Below are 18,269 nucleotides of genomic sequence, written 5' to 3'. Positions count from 1 at the left end.
AGTCTTTATCATCTTTCAAGAAGCTACCGTGACCACTCCGTCTTTGACCAGGGCGGCGATTTCCTCTCTCTTATATCCCAGGCGCGCCAGTATTTCCTGCGTATGTTCACCTAAAGCCGGTGGTGGCGTTGCAGATTGAAGATCATGGGAAAGCTCGGAAAACTTATACGGTATATCTGTTTGCAGCACTTTTCCGACGCCAGGATATTCCACGTATTGCATAATTCCGGTGTTCTGGGCAACGATATCCTTTACGGCTTCACCCACATTCACTGCCGGGACAATGCATATATCCTTTCCTTTCAGCCATTCCTGCCATTCCATCAGGGTCTTGCTGGCAATGAGTTGTTCTATTCTTTCAAATTCCTTGGGTGCTTCATGGCGACGTAACATTTGTTTGGGAATTAAATCTTCGTTAGCTGTTTCGATACAGAACTGTCGCCAGAACTTATCCTCGACCATGCCCAGAGACAGATATCCTCCATCTTTGGTCTTCAGGACATTGTAACAAAGGGCCGGATATTCCAGCGTTTCGGCGGAAACCTGATTGTTTTGGAAATGATAACGGCTGGTGATCAAGCTGAGCCACCAAAGCAGGCTGTCAAACATTGGAATGTCGACAGATTGACCTCTGCCGGTTTTTTCTCGTGCATACAATGCGAGGGCAATGCCTTGCGCGGCGGTCATGGCGGATGCGACATCGCATAAATGGAACGGGGTTAATTTACCGCCGTTGACCGATAAATAACCGCTCATTGCTTGCAGATTAATATCGTGAAGCGCAGCCAGACTCAACGGTGATTCCTGGCCAAAACCGGATAATGAACAATAAATAATACGAGGATTAATTTTATTAATGGCATCGTAATCAATTCCAAGTCTTTTTGTTACTCCTGGGCGATAATTCTCAATAATAATATCCGAATCTTTCGCCAATTTCAGAAATATATCATGACCTTTTTCCGATTTTAAATTAAGCGTCAAACTCTTCTTATTGCGACATAGGGCGGTAAAATAGTAGCTAACGTCATTTATTTTAGGCTCATCGCCGCGACAAAAGTCTCCTTTTTTTTGTTCTTCCACTTTGATGACTTCCGCGCCCAGATCGGCAAATACTTGAGTAGCATAGCCTCCCGGCAAATATCTTGTCATGTCAATAACACGCAATCCTGTAAATGCATTTTTTCCCATTTTAATCGTCCTCCTAGCCTTACCACTGTAGTTTCTAATGTTTGTACGCCTGAGTTATTCATTGGAAAACGCCTTTTTAACGTGCGTGAACAGACATATCGCTCACACAGATAGCGCCACATCCGTGGCGCCCATACTTAATAATCGTCTTACCGGCGTACGATCCATCACTCTCCAACACCGCAATCCTTATTCCCGGATTTAAGCCGTCATGTACATTCCGCCGTTCACATCAAGTGTGCAACCCGTCATGTATCGGGAATCATCGCTTGCGAGGAAGGCGATCACCGTCGATACATCCCGCGGCTCGCCAAGGCGTCCCATCGGAATGTTATCGGTGCTGTAATTATTATTGCGAGTCATGTCTGTCAGAATGAGACCTGGAGCAATGGCGTTCACCGTTATATTGTCTTTCGCTGTCAGCCGTGCATAGGTTTTCGATACCGCAGCAAGGCCACCTTTTGACGCGGCATAACTGGCTGAAGCAGCAATTGCACCGACCCGCATGGACATTGAGGCGATGTTGATGATGCGGCCATATTTCTGTTGCCGCATGATACGGATCGCTTCGCGACAGCAAAGGTGGGCGCCACGCAAATTGATGTTCTGAACCAGATCCCATTGTGCGGCGTCAACGTTCTCAAGCGGTGTCGTCGGACATATGCCGGCTCCATTGATGAGAATATGAACGGTACCAAATTTTTCCAGGGTGAAAGCAAACAGGGCGTCGATATTATCCGGTTTGGAAACATCGGTCTTGAAAGCATGACAATGACAACCGGTCGCCTGCTCAATTTCGCGGGCTGTCGTTTCTGCCACATCATATAATAAATCGGAAATAATGATCCCGGCCGCTCCTCGTTCTGCCAGACACAGTGCGGTGTCTTTCAATATTCCACGCGCGGCCCCTGTAATAACTGCATATTTACCTGCGAAAATTTTAGACATTTTAAATCCTCTTTATTTTAAATAGTGACTTTGTTACCCACTACCTCCATTTTTCTGAGCTACCTGCCGTGTTCCTGTGATAATCAAAAAATATTTATTTAAAAATTAAGTTATGGTTCCAGGAGAATTCGCAGACCTTTCTTCTCGTCGAGTAATTTCATGGCTTTCTCAAAATCATTCAAAGGGAATACATAACTTGCAACATCGTCAATTTTCACTTGTCCGGTAGCCAGCATACTGAGGGCTTTGAACCATGTTCTGTTTCCATAGGCCCGGTTGCCGATAATGCTAATTTCCCTCATGGCAATCGTCGTCATTGGTATTTCGCTCGATTTTGCCGGAAGACCGGTCACGCCAATTCGCCCCCGCTTCGCCGCCATTTGGACGGCCTGTGGCACCGCGCCGAAAAAGCCGGTCATGTCGTAAATGACTTCCGCACCTTGCCCATTGGTCAGTTCCATGACTTCGGCGGCCGCATCCGTTTTGCTGGCATTAATCACATAGTGGGCGCCAAAATTTTTCGCCACCGTCAGCCTGTCACCATCTGCGTCCGTACCGGTTACGATGATTTTTTGTACGCCGATAGATTTCAGAATAATTACCATTAGCAGGCCGATCGCTCCGGGGCCCATGACCACCACCGTGTCCCCGAAATCAGGTTTCACTCGGTCAATCGCATTCAACGATACGCAGAACGGCTCCAATAAGGCGCCGACTTTAAAACTGATGTTGTCATCCAGTTTCAGCAGATTTTCACTTCTAACGGCGCAATATTCTGCAAATGCACCGAACACGGTTGTACCAATGAATGGACGATGATCACAAACCTCATGTCCGCCTTCTGCACAATAATGGCATGCATTACAGTGAAGTCCGGGATTTACTACGACACGATCGCCAACCCGCCAATTTTTTACTTCTCTCCCGACTTCAGCGATGACTCCGCAAAACTCATGACCAAAGACCATGGGGAATTTCATGCTGGGATAGGATTTTGCAATTGCTTCGTTCCAATGCCATAGAGAATGATCTGTCCCGCAAATACCGCAGGCTTTCACTTCAATTAAACACTGTGTGGGATCAATTTCCGGAATAGGAATTTGCGCAACCTCCATACAGAAGGGTTCGCCTTTCGTTTTAATCAGCGCTTTCATAGTATTATTATGCATAATAAACTCTCCTCGAATTATTTGATAGTCCATAGGTGGATTATGACGTCATTTATATAATCATAATATTTACTTTAATAATTAGACATTGACAATCCAAGCCATTAGCAGGACAAAATGAGCATTTATGTTTCTTATAATTATTTGTTAATTAAAACATTATTGATAGCAGGAATAATACTATTTCCAGCAACAATCTGGGTGAGTTTTATACTTGGTTTTGTTATTTTTGTGAGAGGTAAAATAAAAATAATTGTGCGCCAGTGCATATTTCTTATGATGTAATTGTACTTATCTGGCGTGCCACTATTACCATAACTTGATCTCTTTCACAATTTTTAAAGTGTATATTTTTTGAGAACTTAATTCTTTAGTTGTTTTATTGTCTCTATATAATTGCTTTATAAAAATAAATCCAATATTCCCTGGCGTGTCTCAATTCCCCATGTACGATTTGTCCTGCTAATTGCTGTAAATGTCAATGTCTTGTTGGTATGCGCCAGTCTTATACTTAGCGAATGGGAAATAAGGTAATAAGTTTAATCAAATGAATAAAATACTAAAAACGACATATATTGGATAACGGTACCCCCTTAAGTTTAAATGATAATTTAAATGGAGGTTAACTGATGTTCATTCAATTAGGGGAAAGTGCTGCTCGCCATGTAGTCATTCCTGTTTTTACCAAGGAGTCACAGAATGAGCATTTCATCAATGAGCACTTCAATAGGTAATCGGCGGTGGGGGATCATTGCCTATCTGTTTCTTAATTATATTGCCATGTTTATCGCCAGAACCGGAATGTCGATGTGTGGCCCGATATTCCTGGAGGAGTATAACTGGACCGCCACCGAATTCGGATGGATATCTACCGCCTTTTTTATTGGTTACGCCATTACTATGATGCCGGCGGGCATTTTGTCCGATCGTTATGGTGGGAGTATCGTTCTGGTAATCGGAACATTATGGTGGGCAGTGTTCACTTTCCTGACGCCATTGGTCGGGTCGACTGTAGGTTTAATGATCTTGATTCGCATCCTGGTGGGGATTGGTCAAGGGGTAGTGGTGCCGTCCGACTGCGCGATAGTCGCCAGTTGGGTACCACAAAAGGAAGCAGGTTTGGCGAGCGGTTTTAGGCAGGCGGGATGCCCGTTGGGAATTGCTCTTTCCATGGGGCTGGCGGCTTATATCATTGAAACATGGAATTGGCAGGCTGTTTTTTATTCTTTCTCCATGTTAGGGATTTTGTGGTGCCTGATTTGGTGGTATCCAATGAAAGGGACGTCCCATCCCAGTATAGACAGCAAAATTAGTCACGCAGAATTAATGTATATTGAAGCCGGACAAGTTAAACCAGTGCAACAAACGGTGGTTGCGGAACCGACAGGTGGTGAATTAACTAAAAAGGATATCTTCTCTACTCCATCTATCTGGGCATATTCGCTTTCCTACTTCTGTGCTCTCTATCTCTTTTTCATGTTTATGAGTTGGCTGCCCACTTATTTCGCTTTGGGCAGGGGCATCAATCTGAAAATGAGCGCCATCTATTCCATGTTGCCTTATCTTGTAGCTATTGCCGCCTATCCAATCGGTGGTTTGGTCGCAGACTACTTATCAAATCGCTGCGGGCCGGGTATTGGGCGAAAATTCCCGGTGATTTGCGGTATGCTGCTGGCAGGGTTATTTTTGGTTATCGCCATACGGGTGACCAGTTTGCCTGGGGCTGTTTGTTTGATTTCCACATCAAACTTCTTTCTCTGCTTTACCATGGGAGCGTACTTCTCCATTCCTATGGAATTCTCCGTGAAGTTTACCGGCACGATTGTTGGGTTATGCAGTCTGTTCGGCTCCATCGGTGGTATTTTTGCGCCAGTATTGACCGGATGGATTATCGATCTATCGTCCGGCCAATATGAATATGGTCTGTACCTGGGGGCTGGCATCGCAATTTTGGGGGCTCTGTTTGCCGCGATAATACGTATTCGTCCCATTGAAAAAAAATCGGTTGCGTAGGCAATCACCACATGGCAGTGAATCGAGATAGCTGCACTACCGGAATTAATCGCAGCGATGCGCCTACTTACTAACAGGAGGGTATTAGTTTGTCCTTTTCTAAGTTTGTAACCACCTGCTACAGCAGTTGCCGTGGGAATGGTTCATCGCTAATCCTGCTTGTATTCCAAATAATTAATCGAAAGATTGGATCCGATTAAACGGGAGAAATGCCATGACGACGACGATTCCCATTTATGCTCTTTATAAAGAGCGCCCCGAGTTAAGCTGGGATATCTTTTTTAATTTGGAATGGATTCCTTATCGATCCAGGTTATATGATTGGAAAATTGAACCACATTTACATAAAAACCTAATTCAATTGCAGTTTATACAACGTGGCAGCGTGGATGTATCACTAAACTGTTTGAAACAGATCGCCCATGCACCCTGCCTGATTCTGATACCGGCCACTACGGTACACGCTCTTCATTACACGCCAAACACCGAAGGGATGACCATTACGGCTTCCCAGAAGCCGCTGGAATCAATGGCAAACCTGCTGGAGCCAAGCCTGATGAAACTGATTCACAAACCGTGCGTCATTGCGCTGGATGAGGCGGCAGGTGATAAAAAAAGGGTGCTAGGTTTTTACAAAGCCATGTTGCGCGAACTCCGCGTGCCGACGGTTAATCAAACGGCGATGTGTATGTCGCTGTTTACCTCGCTATTTATTTACCTGACACGCATTAGCGATCTATCGCTGGAGCAGCGTGAACTGGCTGCCTGTTCACGCAAAGCTGCGCAGATTAATAAGTTCCTGCGTAGCGTGGATCGGCAATTCAGGTTGCGGCTTTCCGTGAACGACTATGCTTGTGAAATGGGCATGTCGCCCGGCCACCTTTCCCGGCTGTGCCGTATCGCCTTGGGGATGTCGAGCCTCGATGTGATTAATATGCGGGTGATTCAGGAAGCGCAGCGTGAACTGGTGTACACCGCGCAAACCATCAAACAGTTGGCGGCATCGCTGGGGTTTAACGATGAAGCCTACTTTACTCGTTTTTTTCATAAGCACACCGGCGTTAGTCCGAAACAGTTTCGCGAACTGGCGGTGCAGAAAATTGCCTTGTCGGAGTCGTTGCCGAAGGCAGACATGCCATCGGATACATCGGATACATCGGATACATCGGATACATCAGATCTGCAGGATGATTACGAAGAAGAGGATGACGGAGTAGTTGTGTAACCAACCTGAGGGAATGCTTGAGAATTGATGCAATAAGACAAGTTGACTGGCTAAAACAAGAAACCCCCGGAAGGTGATATTCTCCGGGGTTTCTTTTGCGTAGTGAGTGACTTTCAATACGTTGTTAACTGGCTGAACTGGAAATTTTACTGCCCAGTTTTTCCACGTCCTGACCAAAGCCGCGCGCGGTGTTGCAACCGCTCAATACCGCCGCCATCAGCAGCGATACCATGATTAATTTCACCCATTTCATCATCGTCACCCGAGGAGATAAACACCGCTACACTTTGTCATAATACGGCGCAAAAATTCAATCTCGAACAGGCTGAAAAAGTGGAAATTTATTGGGATATTCAGACGGATGCCTTACTCATCAAACCGCGCATTTCTGTTTATGTCGACTATATTCATCGGAAGTGGCGTACGGCATCTTGCGATTGGTGAAGTATACGCGGGGTGAGCTTAATTCCTTTTTGTCGACGCCTGCACTTTATCCCTGACTTTTTGCAGAAACTCATCGCGATTCCATTCCTGTGGCTCTCCGCTATTTAATCCGTCAGCGATCAGATTACGCAGTTTTTGCAGGTCGGACTCAGCCTGTTTTTCACGCAGCATTCTGATTGCCTCCCGAATGACTTCACTCTGTGTTCGGTAATCACCGGACTCAACCAGCGACTCCACGTAGTGTCGCAGTTCATCTCCAAGATCAATGGTTATCGTTCTGGCCATAACTACCTCAGCGGTGGATGTAAGATTTATTCTTACAGAGTACCTAAAGATGAAATCTCAATCCAGAGTAAAGAAAATGATATTTTTGGCCGTCTGGCAAGGTGGATAACGTGAAAATGGAAAGCGGCTCGCAACGCGTTTTGTGCGCCGCTTTGCAAGGGCGGGAGGTTAACGGGGGGCGCTCGCGGCACGAGCGGCCCCATTCACCGGCCCCGCGTTATTCCGCTTCCGGCAGAAACAGCTCCAGCAGCGAATTGAGAAACAGCTTGCCGTGCTCGGTGATTTGCCAGTGGGCGGCGGTCTCAATCAGGTAACCCTGGGCCAGCGCCTGTTCCAGCTGCGGGCGGATCGCGCTTTCATCCAGCCCGGTGTAGGCGGTGAAGTCGGCGCGCGGGGCGGCTTCCAGCAGGCGAAAACGGTTCATAAAGAACTCGAAGGCGCGGTCTTCGCTGGCGACCTGGTGCTGTTTGTCCAGATAGTTGCCCCGCATATAGCCGCGCGGATGGCGGGTTTTCACCGTGCGCAGAATGCGCCCGTCGCGAAAGGTCAGCTTGCCGTGCGCGCCGCAGCCAATGCCCAGATAGTCGCCAAAGCGCCAGTAGTTCAGGTTGTGCCGGCACTGGTAGCCCGGTTTGGCGTAGGCCGAGGTTTCGTATTGCTGATAACCGGCCGCGCTCAGCAACCGGTGCCCCTGCTCATAGATATCCCACAGCGCGTCGTCGTCCGGCAGTTTGGGCGGGCGCGAGCCGAACAGCGTATTGGGTTCGATGGTGAGCTGATACCACGACAAATGCGGCGGGTTGAGGGCAATCGCCTGACGCAGGTCGTCCAGCGCCTCTTCCAGCGACTGGTCGGGCAGACCGTGCATCAGGTCGAGGTTAAAGCTGCGCAATCCCAGCCCGGCGGCCAGATGCGCGGCGCGTTTGGCCTCAAGCGGGCCGTGAATACGCCCCAGCCGGGTCAGCTTTTGTTGATTGAAACTTTGTACGCCGATCGAGATGCGGTTGATGCCCGCACGCTGATAGCCGCTGAAACGATCGGCCTCCACCGTGCCGGGGTTCGCCTCCATGGTGATTTCGGCGTCGGGGCTGAGGGGTAAACGCGCCCGTACGCCGTCCAGCAGGGATTGCATCGCTTCCGCGCTCAGCAGGCTGGGGGTTCCGCCGCCGATAAAAATGGAGTGCAGCTCCCGGCCATCCGCCAGCGGCAGGTCGGCGTCCAGATCGGCCAGCAGATGGTCGACGTACTCCTGATGCGGCACGTCGCCTTTCAACGCATGAGAGTTGAAGTCGCAGTACGGGCACTTTTGTACGCACCAGGGAATGTGGATGTACAGGCTGAGCGGCGGCAGTTTAAGCATTACGCAGGGCGTCCAGCAGTAAACGCAGCGCCTGACCGCGGTGGGAGCGGACGTTTTTCTCTTCGCGCGTCAGTTCGGCGGCGGTTTTTCCCAGATCCGGGAGCAAAAAGATCGGATCGTAGCCAAAACCGCCGGCGCCGGCGGGCTCGCGAGTCAATACGCCTTGCCAACTGCCGTGGCACACCAGCGGGGTGGGGTCTTCCGCATGGCGCAGATAAACCAGCACGCAGTGGAAGCTGGCGCCGCGCTGTTCATCGGGCACGTCTTGCAGCGCGAGCAGGAGTTTGTCCAGATTCTGGCGGTCGCTGGCGTCCACGCCGGCGTAGCGCGCCGAATAGATCCCCGGCGCGCCGCCCAGCGCATCCACCGCCAGACCGGAATCATCGGCGATGGCCGGCAGGCCGGTGATCTTTGCCGCATGGCGCGCTTTCAGAATCGCATTCTCAATAAACGTCAGGCCGGTTTCTTCCGCGGCGTCCACGCCCAGTTCGGTTTGCGCCACGATATCCAGACCGAAGTCCGCCAGCAGACCGGCGAGTTCGCGCACTTTACCGGGGTTGCCGGTAGCCAAAACCACTTTTTGCATACTGTTTTCCTGCGTGTTTATCGGATAAGTTCCGCGACTTCCGCCGGGATGTGTTGCGGATTGATGATTTTAATCTGTTTGTGCCGCCCGAGTTCGCCTTTTTCAATAATGACCAGACTTTTGGCGACCCGGAACTGTTTGGCGAGGAATTTGGTCAGATGGGCGTTGGCCTGACCGTCGACCGGCGGGGCGGTCACGGCGACTTTCAGCTCGTCGCCGTGCAGCCCGACAATCTGGTCGCGGCTGGCTTTCGGCTGAATATACAGCCGAATCACCAGGTCGTCATCTTGGCGAGTGACGGCGCTCACAGCAGGAACCACAGCCCCGGAAACAGATCCATGCCCAGATAGTTGAGCAGGTACAGGATCAGGATCACCACCATCGCCGAGAAGTCTATGCCGCCCATCGCCGGGATGATGCGGCGAATCGGCGCCATAAAGGGTTCGGTAAGCTGGTGCAGCAGATATTCGATGGGGCTGCGTCCCTGGCTTATCCAGCTCATCAGCGAACGGATAATCACCACCCAGAAAATCAGGTAACCCGCCGACTTGATCAGCGACAGCAGGCCGACCAGCAGATTCATCGGGCTGAGCGACAGGGCGCCGACCTGAATCAGCAACAGCAGCGGGTACTTAATGGTGGTCAGAATAAACGCCAGCAGCAGCGACGCGCTGTCTATCGGCCCCAGCGACGGCAGGATCCGGCGCAGCGGCCCGACGATCGGCTGGGTGATCTTGACCACGAACTGCGACAGCGGATTATAAAAATCACTGCGCGACCACTGCATCCAGATGCGCAACAGCAGGACCATTACGTAGAGGTCGACCAGCGTTTTGACCAGAAAAGTCAGGGTAAGCATAAATACGTCAGTTCCTTATTAATGGATGATACCTTTCATCTTTCAGGTTGCGGGTATGTCGGCCGCAACGCCAATGACTTCGGGTATAAATGGGGGTGATTATCATCGCTTTCAATTAAAACAGCTTTTCCATTTCCTGAGCGCGCTCGACGGCGGCCTGCATCGCCTCCGCCACGATTTGCGGCAACTGACGTTGGTTAAACACCCGCAGCGCTTCGGCCGTGGTGCCGCCTTTGGAGGTAATATTCTCGCGCAGCGTCGACAACGATGTGTCCGGGTTGGCTTCCACCAGCGCCGCGGCGCCGGATGCGGCCTGCTGTACCAGCAAACGCGCGGTATCCGCATCAAACCCCTGGCGGACGGCTTCCTGCTGCATGGCTTCCATAAACAGGAAAAAATAGGCCGGCGCGCTGCCTGCCGCGGCAATCACCCCGTTAATCCCCGCTTCGTTTTCCACCCAGCAGATTTTACCCACGCTTTGCATCAGTTCGGCGGTGAATTGCCGATCGGCGTCGCTGACGGCGGCCGGCGCATACAGTCCGCTCATTCCCTGACCCACCAGCGACGGCATATTCGGCATAATCCGCACGATATTCAGGTGGTCTCCCAACAGCGCCTGAAAACGGGCGGTGCTGATGCCGGCGGCGATCGACAGCACCAGCTTGGCGGAGAAATCCACCTGTTGGCGCAACGGTTCGCAGACGTCGGCCATGATTTGCGGCTTGACCGCCAGCACCACCACGTCCGCTTGCTGAGCGCTGCGCACGTTATCCGCGCTGCTGATGACGCCAAATTCGGCGGCCAGTTGGTCGCGGTGCGTGGCGGATGGCGCGCACACGCTGATATTCCGCGCGGGATAACCCCCGTCGATTAACCCGGCAATAATGGCCTGCGCCATATTTCCGGCGCCGATAAACGCTATTTTACGTTGTTGCATGTGAATTCTCGCTGATTATCTTGTTCCGTTAACGATCGCCAAGGTGACGAGGTATTCCGCGCGTCTGATTATTGGGTCGCCGCTGAATAATCACGCGCGCCAAAGATGGCGGTGCCAATCCGCACCAGCGTGCTGCCGGCGGCGATGGCGGCATGCATATCATCCGTCATCCCCATCGACAGGGTATCGATGTGCGGATAGTGTAATGCCAATTGTTGAAACAGATCATCCATTTGCCGGAAAACGGCAAGCTGGCGCCGATAGTCGGTTTCGGGCGCCGGAATCGCCATCAGACCGCGCAGGTTCAGGTTCGGCAATGCCGCCACGCCGGCCGCCAGCGTGGCCAACTCCTCCGCCCTGATGCCGGATTTGCTCGGCTCGTTGCTGATATTAATCTGTAGCAGGACGTTCAGCGGCGGCAGCGACGCCGGCCGCTGTTCGCTCAGTCGCTGGGCGATACGCAGACGATCCACCGTGTGGAACCAGTCGAAATGCTCCGCCACCAGCCGACTTTTGTTCGACTGCAACGGGCCGATAAAGTGCCATTCCAACCCTGTATCCGGCGAGTGTTCCCGGAAATAAAGGATTTTGTCCACGCCTTCCTGCACATAATTTTCGCCAAACGCCCGTTGCCCGGCCTCGATCGCTTCTTCGATAGCCGTCACAGGTTTGGTTTTACTGACTGCAAGCAGCGTTATTTCTTCCGGTGTCCGCGCGCAGCCCTGGGCGGCGACGGCGATCTGCTGCCTGATGTCCTGTAGATTCTGCTGGATAGTGGTCATAGTAGTTCAGGAGATTAATCGATGAATGTGGATGAATGGGTGGCGCTTAGTGTAAAACATAATGCCTCTGATCTGCACCTGTGTAGCGGACATCCGCCGATGTTGCGCATTGACGGTCAACTGCGATCGGAAAATACCTTACCACGTTTGTGTACGGAACAGCTGGAACAATGGTGCGCCGCCTGGCTTGAGCCGTCCCAGCTACGGCAGTTGCAGCGGTCGGGGCAGGTGGACTGCGCGCTGATGCTGACGGACGGGCCGCGCCTGCGGGTCAATCTGTTCCGTCAGCGTCAGGGGCTTTCCGCCGCGCTGCGCATCATTCCGTCGACCCACCCGTCGTTAACCACGCTGCGCGCGCCGCCGGCGCTGTCGGAGCTTATTGAACAGCCCGACGGACTGATTTTACTCAGCGGCGCGACCGGCAGCGGCAAATCCACCACGCTGGCGGCGATGATCGCGGCGTTGAACCAGCGCTGCCATCGGCATGTGATCACGCTGGAAGATCCCATCGAGTTTATCCATACCAGCGGGCAGTGCCTGATCCAGCAGCGTGAAATCGGCCGGGACAGCGCCTCGTTTGCCCTGGCGCTGCGGGCCGCGCTGCGTCAGGATCCCGATGTGATTTTACTGGGGGAACTGCGCGATAGCGAAACCATCCGCCTGGCGTTGACCGCCGCCGAGACCGGCCATCTGGTGCTGGCTACCCTGCACACCCGCAGCGCGACGCAGGCGGTGGACCGGCTGGTGGACGTATTTCCCGGCGCAGAGAAAGCGTTTGTCCGCAGCCAGCTCGCCGCCTGTCTACGGGCGGTCGTGGCGCAAAAACTGCTGCCGATGCCGCAAGGGGGCCGGGTGGCGCTGTTTGAAGTGCTGACGGCGACGTCCGCGGTCGGCAATTTGATCAGGGAAGGAAAAAGCCACCAGTTGCCCAGTCTGATCCAGACCGGCGCGCAGGCGGGGATGCAGACCTTTGAGCAAAGCCGGCAGCAGCGCTGCCGGGAAGGGCTGCTGGAGTGAGCGAGGAAAGCCAATACATACAGCCTGAAGTATGACGAATATATAAAAATATTTAACTTAATTGAGAGGAGACGCCTCGAGTTTGCCGTTATTCTTCCATAGTGAGAAATCGACGCCAAAGATACGGCTTGCAGGTATAATCCCTTTTCCCTTTTTCTCCGGTGATTCAAGTATTACCGAAAAGTTATAGGCGTGTCCCATTTCATATTTATAGCCAAAATCAGGTACGCACTTATCAGATGAAACGGAAATAGCGTCAAATTTTTCTAATTTATTCTCAGGTCTCCCGATCTCGCTAATAATAAGGCTAACAATATTTTCATCTTTTTCAGGTTGGATCATCACACAAACATTATCAGAAATTGTGGTTACAGAAGCGCGGTAATGTTTGGCTCGGGGGTCACCAAGATGACAACCAGTCAGAGTTAAACTTAGCGTACCGATTAATGCTATTGCCATTTTCCTTTTCATTACCATTACCTTTGTTTAAAAAACAGTGAGATAGCGTGTTCATAGAGTGAAGCGATATTATTATTTGTCACGCCCTGAAAGGTCACCGTTGAGCCGATAGCTCTTAATCAAGCATCATATCCCTGCTTCTTGAGAAAAAAATAATCTGCAATTATTTGCGCCTGTTGTTCCATCGGATAATCATTCAATAATTTCTTACCATCAAGCCTATAGTTATAATCCGCCGCCCAACTGAAGAGACCTCTGCTTCTCACCCACATACCTTTTTGGTGCTGCCAGACATGGGCCATCTCATGTATAAAAGTGTGTTGCGCGTATATATAGGCCATTGAGAAATCTGGTTTATAAAGTTCTTTTCTGAACCACAGTTCACCATTTGGCGCCATTGCGGTATTTGCCTGCTGTAATCCAAAAGGTAGATAACTATCACAATGAATCCAGACTTTATGGTAAGCGACAGAATTCCCAAACACCTGACGGGCTAAGGCAATTTCACATATTGTTAATTGTCTGAGCGTTCCCTCTTTCACTTCCTGTGCCATCTGGCAGACTCCTTTCACCCAGAAGAAAATGTGGATTACATACAATGCTGTTTTATTCGTCTAATCAACCAGTATTTTCTTAAAATGCCATCAAAGATAAGAAAAATTCACTGATTTGGGTGATCGGTGAAGATGACAGACTTCGTTGGGGCCGTAGGCTATCTTGTCATGAGTCTGAAAATGTACGAGCAGGGCCATATCACCTTCTAGTGACCACCGTAATCCCGACGCGGCACTGGCTTGAGCCGCGTCCTGCGGCTCATTCGCGGGGTCGTCCACCTCAGCGTAATTTCTTACGCCGTAGGGTGAGCAGTTTAAATAGTAAATTTGTATTTAATATCAGCAAGTTAAATATAAAAACATTAACAAGGTATTGTTTGTGGGGCTCTCATCCCCTTTGGTTATTTTTCGGCAGACCGCGTTTCCTGATAGCTCAACTGCTCCGGGATTCGGCGCATAATTACCTTGCCGTGTCGTATCGAGATGCGGGCTTTGGCCTGACGGCGCACCGCTTCGTAATCATTTTCCGCGTCCAGCACCAGCAGATTGGCCGGGCGGCCCACGGCGATGCCGTAGCCTTCTCCCAGATTCATCGCCCTGGCGCTGTTATCGGTGACGAAATCAAGGCTGCGCTGCAGGTCTTCATAACCCATCATATGGCAGATATGCAGTCCGGCATCCAGTACGCGCAGAATGTTGCCGTTGCCGAGGGGATACCAGGGATCTTTGATGGAGTCCTGCCCGAAGCAGACGTTCATGCCCGCCCGATCGAGCTCCGCCACCCGCGTAATGCCGCGCCGTTTGGGAAAGGTGTCGAAACGCCCCTGGAGATGGATGCTTTCCGTCGGGCAGGAGACAAAGCTGATGCCGGACATTTTAAGCAAGCGGAACAGCTTGGAGCAGTAGGCGTTATCGTAGGAGCCCATGGCCACCGTATGGCTGGCGGTCACCCGCGGTCCGATTTGCCGCACCCTGGCTTCTTCCGCCAGCACTTCCAGAAAGCGCGACTGCGCATCGTCGGTTTCATCGCAGTGTACGTCCACCAGGCAGCCGGTGCGTTCAGCCAGATCCATCAGAAACTTGACCGAACTGACGCCCTGTTCGCGGGTATTTTCGAAATGCGGAATGCCGCCGACCACGTCCGCGCCCATTTCAATGGCGCGCTCCATCAGTTGGCGGCCGTTGGCAAAGGATTCGATGCCTTCCTGCGGAAACGCCACGATTTGCAAATCAATCAGATCGCGCGCTTCCTCTTTCACCTCCAGCATGGCTTGCAGCGCCGCCAGGCTGGGGTCGGTGACGTCGATATGGGTGCGCACATGCTGAATTCCATGATCCCGCAGCATGCCGATGGCGGTGTGCGCCCGGCGCTTGGTGTCGTCATGGGTGATGGTCGCCTTGCGCTGGCTCCAGCGTTCAATGCCTTCAAACAGCGTGCCGCTCATATTCCATTGCGGTTCGCCGGCCGTCAGGGTGGCGTCCAGATGAATATGCGGCTCGACCAGCGGCGGAATAACCAGCTGGCCGCCGGCGTCAATCGTCTCGCCGTCCGCCGCGGCGGGCAATAACCCTGGCTGCGCGTCGATGGCCGCGATCAGGGCGTTGTCGAGGGTAATGCTGAAAAGACCGCTTTGCCGGCGGAGGGCGGCGTTGATTATTTTCATAAAAACTCCTGCTGTTGCGCATGGGACATGCGCCAGATAAGTAATGCGACGGATGCGTTGAGGCGGAACTGCGGGTCGCTGAGCGACTGGCCCGATTGCAGCTCAATGCGCTGTAAGCGCTGATTGAGCGTATTGCGGTGAATGGCAAGACGCTCGGCCGCTTTGATCAGATTGCCGTTTTCCTGCAACACGGCGTCCAGCGTTTCGAGCAGCAGCGCCGGTTTTTTGCGATGGCTGTCGAACAAGCGGCCTAAGGTTTCTTGCATAAAATGCGTCACCAGATCCTGATCGGCAACGGCGGTCAACAATTTGAGCACGCCGAGTTCGCTATAGTCGCACATGCCCTTGTCCGGGCGCATGTTTTCCGCGACGTCCAGCGCCCGCCGCGCTTCGCTCAGGCCGGAACGATAGTGTTGCGCCGCCGTCACCGTGGATGAAATGCCGCTGAACAGTTGCAATGGGTGGATCTTCTGACGCAGCGATTGCTGTACGGCGTGCAGCCACTGTTTTCCCTGATGAAACTGGATGCTGTCGCTGGGCAACATCAGGATAAACAGATCGCCGACGATCACCAGCGGCAGGGTTTCCCCCAGCAGCGGCTGCTGCTCTTCCAGCCGCTGTTGCACCAGTCGGCGAGCCGATTGCAGCCGCGCTTCGGCGGCATCGGGCGCGTTGTGGTCGAACAGCGCCTTGATGGCGGACAGGCGTAGCGCGATAACCCGGTAAGGGCGGTCGAGTATTAGCTGAAGATGGCCGGCCCGCTGGCTGGCGATATCAAGGCTTGGATAATCGCCGGTCAGCAACTGCGTCAAAATGTCGCGCTGTGAGCGCAGCGTGGTTTCCCGCCGCACCAGCGCCGTGCCGATTAACTGCGTGACGATGACCATTTTCAGCAGATAGGGCTGCTCAATCAGCGGCATGCCTAATTGGGCGGCCAGTGCGACCACCGCGTCGGGAATGGCGTGAATAAAAGGTTCGCCGGTAAGGATCACCAGCCCGGCAATGCCGCTTTGCTGTCCTTCGCGCACCAGTTGCAGCAGATTGATCTCATCTCTGGGGTGATTAATCCCGGTAACGAAAACCAGCTCGCCGCCCATAATCCAGTCGGCGATGCCTTCGTTTTCCGCAACGTAATACCAGCGAACCGTACGGTGAAGATTATTCTCCCCCGCGCGCAGTTTCAGTTCAGCCAGCCCCGGTAATTCAAGGATTTCGCTGACGGTCAGACTCATTCTATTCCCCCTGCATGGCGACGGCGGGAGCGACGCGTTTGGCAATCTGGTAGAGCACAATATAGCTCGCGGCGGAGGCGGCGATGCCGACCAGCGGCGCAATCCATGGAGAAAAGTAGGCCAGCAGCGCGCCAATCGCATAGGCGCCAAGGCCGATAAAATTAAAGCGCGGCAACGCGGTGTTTTGGATCGCCGGGTAGTGGCCGCGATAACGGAACCAGTAGTCCGCCATGATAACCCCGCCGATGGGCGGAATGATCGAACCGAGCAGGATCAGGAAAGGGATCAGCATTTCATACATGCCGCCGATAGCCAGCACAATGCCCGCGACGGCGCCCAGCAGGGTTAATGTCCGGCGGCGTTCGCTGCGCAGCAGGTGGCAGGCGGCGGCGGAAACGTTGTAGATGGTCGGTCCCTGAATGGTCCACAGGTTGAGGCACAGCATGATCACCGCGGCGACGGAAAGCCCTTGCAGCATCATGACGGCGACAATATCCGCCTGTTTGTAAACAATCGCGCAGTAAGCGCCGGAGATAATCATCAACCCGTTGCCGCCGAGAAAACTGAGGAAGCTGGCGGAGACGGCGACGCGGCCGCTGCGGGCCAGGCGGGTCCAGTTGGTCGCCTGCGTGGCGCCGCTGGCGAAGGTGCCGAATACCATGGTGATGGCGGCGGAAAAGGTCATGGCGTCTTGCGGCACGATTTTTTTCACACCCTGCCAGCCGCCAATATCATGGGTGGCGATCCACATGGAGGCGATCAGCATCACGAACATCAGCGGCACGGACACGCGGGATAGGATATCCAGCCCTTTATAACCCACCAGCGCGGTGATGGAGAAGCCAAGGCCGAACAGGATCATCAGCGGAACCGTATACGCGGCGGGCAGGTTCAGCAGTTTGACCAGCGCGATGGCCAGGGTCGCCGTTCCCCAGGCGTACCAGCCCAGTTCGGCGAAGCCCAACAGGAAATCGGAGAGTTTACTGCCTATTTCGCCGAAGCAAAAACGCCCCATCAGCACGGAATTCAGACCGCTGCGCGCGGCGATCAGCGCCAGCGACGCGGCATACGCCGCCAATAGCAGGTTGCCGATAACGGCCACCCACAGCATATCGACGATATTGAAGGCGACGCCGATTTTTCCGCCGGCAAACATGGTGCCGGTAAAAAAGGTAAAACTGAATAACACCATCGAAATCGACAGTAATCCCTTGCGTCCCTCTTTGGGGGCTTCGCTTAACGGGAATTCATTCTGCTCGGACATATTGCTTTCCTCTGGTAAAAAATGGGTTCGCGTACCCGCAGAGAACAGCAATAAACGTGCCTGATTTTAAAAAGCGAAAAATCGCCAAATAACCTTGCAGGGGTAACGGCGTTAAGTGTGCAACATGCCTATTTCTATTTTTATTATTAGCCGATAGCGCGTCATAACTGTGCGTATTGCCGTGCAATGCACTAAAACTGTGAGTGCCGTCATTATTTTTCAGGGGCAAAAGATGAGCTTTAAATCGGCCGCGATTTGACCTTGATGGTCAGCTCGCCGT

Annotated in this window: 18 protein-coding genes and 1 pseudogene; 3 read left to right on the top strand and 16 right to left on the bottom strand. The window is 52.5% G+C overall.

Annotated features, from left to right (window positions below; all coding sequences use genetic code 11):
- Positions 1-15 precede the first annotated feature (15 nt).
- The 3 genes from DDT56_RS15015 to DDT56_RS15005 all read right to left on the bottom strand — a co-directional run bounded on the left by DDT56_RS15015 (position 16) and on the right by DDT56_RS15005 (position 3,308).
- Positions 16-1,191 carry a CaiB/BaiF CoA transferase family protein gene (locus DDT56_RS15015; protein ID WP_136167241.1) on the bottom strand — a complete coding sequence of 392 codons (1,176 nt, stop codon included), beginning with the start codon at positions 1,189-1,191 and terminating at the stop codon, positions 16-18.
- Positions 1,192-1,392: 201 nt separating this feature from the next.
- Positions 1,393-2,139 (bottom strand): SDR family NAD(P)-dependent oxidoreductase, encoded by a 747-nt coding sequence (locus DDT56_RS15010; protein WP_136167240.1) that lies wholly within the window; start codon positions 2,137-2,139, stop codon positions 1,393-1,395.
- A 110-nt stretch (positions 2,140-2,249) separates the two neighbouring features.
- Positions 2,250-3,308 carry a zinc-dependent alcohol dehydrogenase gene (locus DDT56_RS15005; protein ID WP_136167239.1) on the bottom strand — a complete coding sequence of 353 codons (1,059 nt, stop codon included), beginning with the start codon at positions 3,306-3,308 and terminating at the stop codon, positions 2,250-2,252.
- A gap of 699 nt (positions 3,309-4,007) precedes the next feature.
- Between DDT56_RS15005 and DDT56_RS15000 the strand changes: the two genes are divergently transcribed.
- A complete protein-coding gene (locus DDT56_RS15000) occupies positions 4,008-5,321 on the top strand; it encodes an MFS transporter (RefSeq protein WP_246856788.1) in 1,314 nt (437 codons plus the stop codon).
- A 214-nt stretch (positions 5,322-5,535) separates the two neighbouring features.
- A complete protein-coding gene (locus tag DDT56_RS14995; protein ID WP_136167238.1) occupies positions 5,536-6,546 on the top strand; it encodes a helix-turn-helix domain-containing protein in 1,011 nt (336 codons plus the stop codon).
- Positions 6,547-6,670: 124 nt separating this feature from the next.
- Here the strand turns inward: DDT56_RS14995 and DDT56_RS14990 are convergent, their stop codons facing one another.
- From DDT56_RS14990 to DDT56_RS14955, 8 genes are all read right to left on the bottom strand, one after another.
- Positions 6,671-6,802, bottom strand: a complete 132-nt coding sequence (locus tag DDT56_RS14990; protein ID WP_210417033.1) for an entericidin A/B family lipoprotein — start codon at positions 6,800-6,802, stop codon at positions 6,671-6,673.
- Between the two features lie 206 nt (positions 6,803-7,008).
- A complete protein-coding gene (locus DDT56_RS14985) occupies positions 7,009-7,275 on the bottom strand; it encodes a type II toxin-antitoxin system ParD family antitoxin (protein WP_009111525.1) in 267 nt (88 codons plus the stop codon).
- Between the two features lie 217 nt (positions 7,276-7,492).
- Positions 7,493-8,635: a radical SAM family heme chaperone HemW gene (hemW, locus tag DDT56_RS14980; RefSeq protein ID WP_136167237.1), complete on the bottom strand. Its 1,143-nt coding sequence runs from the start codon at positions 8,633-8,635 to the stop codon at positions 7,493-7,495.
- The gene (gene rdgB / locus DDT56_RS14975; RefSeq protein WP_136167236.1) at positions 8,628-9,221 is read right to left on the bottom strand and encodes an RdgB/HAM1 family non-canonical purine NTP pyrophosphatase; all 594 of its coding nucleotides are present in this window, start codon (positions 9,219-9,221) and stop codon (positions 8,628-8,630) included. The genes hemW and rdgB overlap by 8 nt, the downstream gene beginning before the upstream one ends.
- Positions 9,222-9,238: 17 nt before the next feature.
- Complete coding sequence (gene yggU / locus DDT56_RS14970) at positions 9,239-9,529, bottom strand: DUF167 family protein YggU (protein WP_136167235.1); 291 nt, start codon at positions 9,527-9,529, stop codon at positions 9,239-9,241.
- A complete protein-coding gene (locus DDT56_RS14965; protein WP_009111529.1) occupies positions 9,526-10,080 on the bottom strand; it encodes a YggT family protein in 555 nt (184 codons plus the stop codon). Before DDT56_RS14965 ends, yggU begins: the two co-directional genes overlap by 4 nt.
- 115 nt (positions 10,081-10,195) lie before the next feature.
- Complete coding sequence (proC, locus tag DDT56_RS14960) at positions 10,196-11,017, bottom strand: pyrroline-5-carboxylate reductase (protein WP_136167234.1); 822 nt, start codon at positions 11,015-11,017, stop codon at positions 10,196-10,198.
- A gap of 68 nt (positions 11,018-11,085) precedes the next feature.
- Entirely contained in the window at positions 11,086-11,799 is a 714-nt protein-coding gene (locus tag DDT56_RS14955) for a YggS family pyridoxal phosphate-dependent enzyme (RefSeq protein ID WP_136167233.1), read from the bottom strand.
- Between the two features lie 21 nt (positions 11,800-11,820).
- Between DDT56_RS14955 and DDT56_RS14950 the strand changes: the two genes are divergently transcribed.
- On the top strand, positions 11,821-12,816 hold the full coding sequence (locus DDT56_RS14950; RefSeq protein WP_136167232.1) for a type IV pilus twitching motility protein PilT: 996 nt from the start codon (positions 11,821-11,823) through the stop codon (positions 12,814-12,816).
- Between the two features lie 57 nt (positions 12,817-12,873).
- On the opposite strand, the gene DDT56_RS14945 is transcribed toward DDT56_RS14950, so the two are convergent.
- The 5 genes and pseudogenes from DDT56_RS14945 to codB all read right to left on the bottom strand — a co-directional run bounded on the left by DDT56_RS14945 (position 12,874) and on the right by codB (position 17,989).
- Positions 12,874-13,287, bottom strand: coding sequence for a putative T6SS immunity periplasmic lipoprotein (locus DDT56_RS14945; protein ID WP_246856787.1), 414 nt, complete (start codon positions 13,285-13,287; stop codon positions 12,874-12,876).
- 5 nt (positions 13,288-13,292) lie between these two features.
- Positions 13,293-13,829: pseudogene (locus DDT56_RS14940) on the bottom strand (type IV secretion protein Rhs).
- Between the two features lie 401 nt (positions 13,830-14,230).
- Positions 14,231-15,493, bottom strand: a complete 1,263-nt coding sequence (gene codA / locus DDT56_RS14935; protein ID WP_136167231.1) for a cytosine deaminase — start codon at positions 15,491-15,493, stop codon at positions 14,231-14,233.
- Positions 15,490-16,725, bottom strand: a complete 1,236-nt coding sequence (locus DDT56_RS14930) for a PucR family transcriptional regulator (RefSeq protein WP_136167230.1) — start codon at positions 16,723-16,725, stop codon at positions 15,490-15,492. The genes codA and DDT56_RS14930 overlap by 4 nt, the downstream gene beginning before the upstream one ends.
- A gap of 1 nt (position 16,726) precedes the next feature.
- Positions 16,727-17,989, bottom strand: a complete 1,263-nt coding sequence (gene codB / locus DDT56_RS14925) for a cytosine permease (RefSeq protein ID WP_136167229.1) — start codon at positions 17,987-17,989, stop codon at positions 16,727-16,729.
- Between the last annotated feature and the right edge of the window lie 280 nt (positions 17,990-18,269).

The sequence above is a fragment of the Brenneria corticis genome (assembly GCF_003115855.1).
GTDB classification, from domain to species: Bacteria; Pseudomonadota; Gammaproteobacteria; order Enterobacterales; family Enterobacteriaceae; genus Brenneria; species Brenneria corticis.
This window is presented reverse-complemented; position numbering and strand designations above follow the sequence as displayed.

Bases quoted from the DNA above. Each gene is read 5' to 3' on its own strand.
- DDT56_RS15005 (WP_136167239.1), bottom strand. From the start codon at position 3,308: ATGCATAATAATACTATGAAAGCGCTGATTAAAACGAAAGGCGAACCC.
- DDT56_RS14985 (WP_009111525.1), bottom strand. From the start codon at position 7,275: ATGGCCAGAACGATAACCATTGATCTTGGAGATGAACTGCGACACTAC.
- DDT56_RS14955 (WP_136167233.1), bottom strand. From the start codon at position 11,799: ATGACCACTATCCAGCAGAATCTACAGGACATCAGGCAGCAGATCGCC.
- DDT56_RS14965 (WP_009111529.1), bottom strand. From the start codon at position 10,080: ATGCTTACCCTGACTTTTCTGGTCAAAACGCTGGTCGACCTCTACGTA.
- DDT56_RS15015 (WP_136167241.1), bottom strand. From the start codon at position 1,191: ATGGGAAAAAATGCATTTACAGGATTGCGTGTTATTGACATGACAAGA.
- DDT56_RS14990 (WP_210417033.1), bottom strand. From the start codon at position 6,802: ATGATGAAATGGGTGAAATTAATCATGGTATCGCTGCTGATGGCGGCG.
- hemW (WP_136167237.1), bottom strand. From the start codon at position 8,635: ATGCTTAAACTGCCGCCGCTCAGCCTGTACATCCACATTCCCTGGTGC.
- DDT56_RS14950 (WP_136167232.1), top strand. From the start codon at position 11,821: ATGAATGTGGATGAATGGGTGGCGCTTAGTGTAAAACATAATGCCTCT.
- DDT56_RS14995 (WP_136167238.1), top strand. From the start codon at position 5,536: ATGACGACGACGATTCCCATTTATGCTCTTTATAAAGAGCGCCCCGAG.
- rdgB (WP_136167236.1), bottom strand. From the start codon at position 9,221: ATGCAAAAAGTGGTTTTGGCTACCGGCAACCCCGGTAAAGTGCGCGAA.
- DDT56_RS15010 (WP_136167240.1), bottom strand. From the start codon at position 2,139: ATGTCTAAAATTTTCGCAGGTAAATATGCAGTTATTACAGGGGCCGCG.
- DDT56_RS15000 (WP_246856788.1), top strand. From the start codon at position 4,008: ATGAGCATTTCATCAATGAGCACTTCAATAGGTAATCGGCGGTGGGGG.
- codA (WP_136167231.1), bottom strand. From the start codon at position 15,493: ATGAAAATAATCAACGCCGCCCTCCGCCGGCAAAGCGGTCTTTTCAGC.
- DDT56_RS14945 (WP_246856787.1), bottom strand. From the start codon at position 13,287: ATGAAAAGGAAAATGGCAATAGCATTAATCGGTACGCTAAGTTTAACT.
- codB (WP_136167229.1), bottom strand. From the start codon at position 17,989: ATGTCCGAGCAGAATGAATTCCCGTTAAGCGAAGCCCCCAAAGAGGGA.
- proC (WP_136167234.1), bottom strand. From the start codon at position 11,017: ATGCAACAACGTAAAATAGCGTTTATCGGCGCCGGAAATATGGCGCAG.
- DDT56_RS14930 (WP_136167230.1), bottom strand. From the start codon at position 16,725: ATGAGTCTGACCGTCAGCGAAATCCTTGAATTACCGGGGCTGGCTGAA.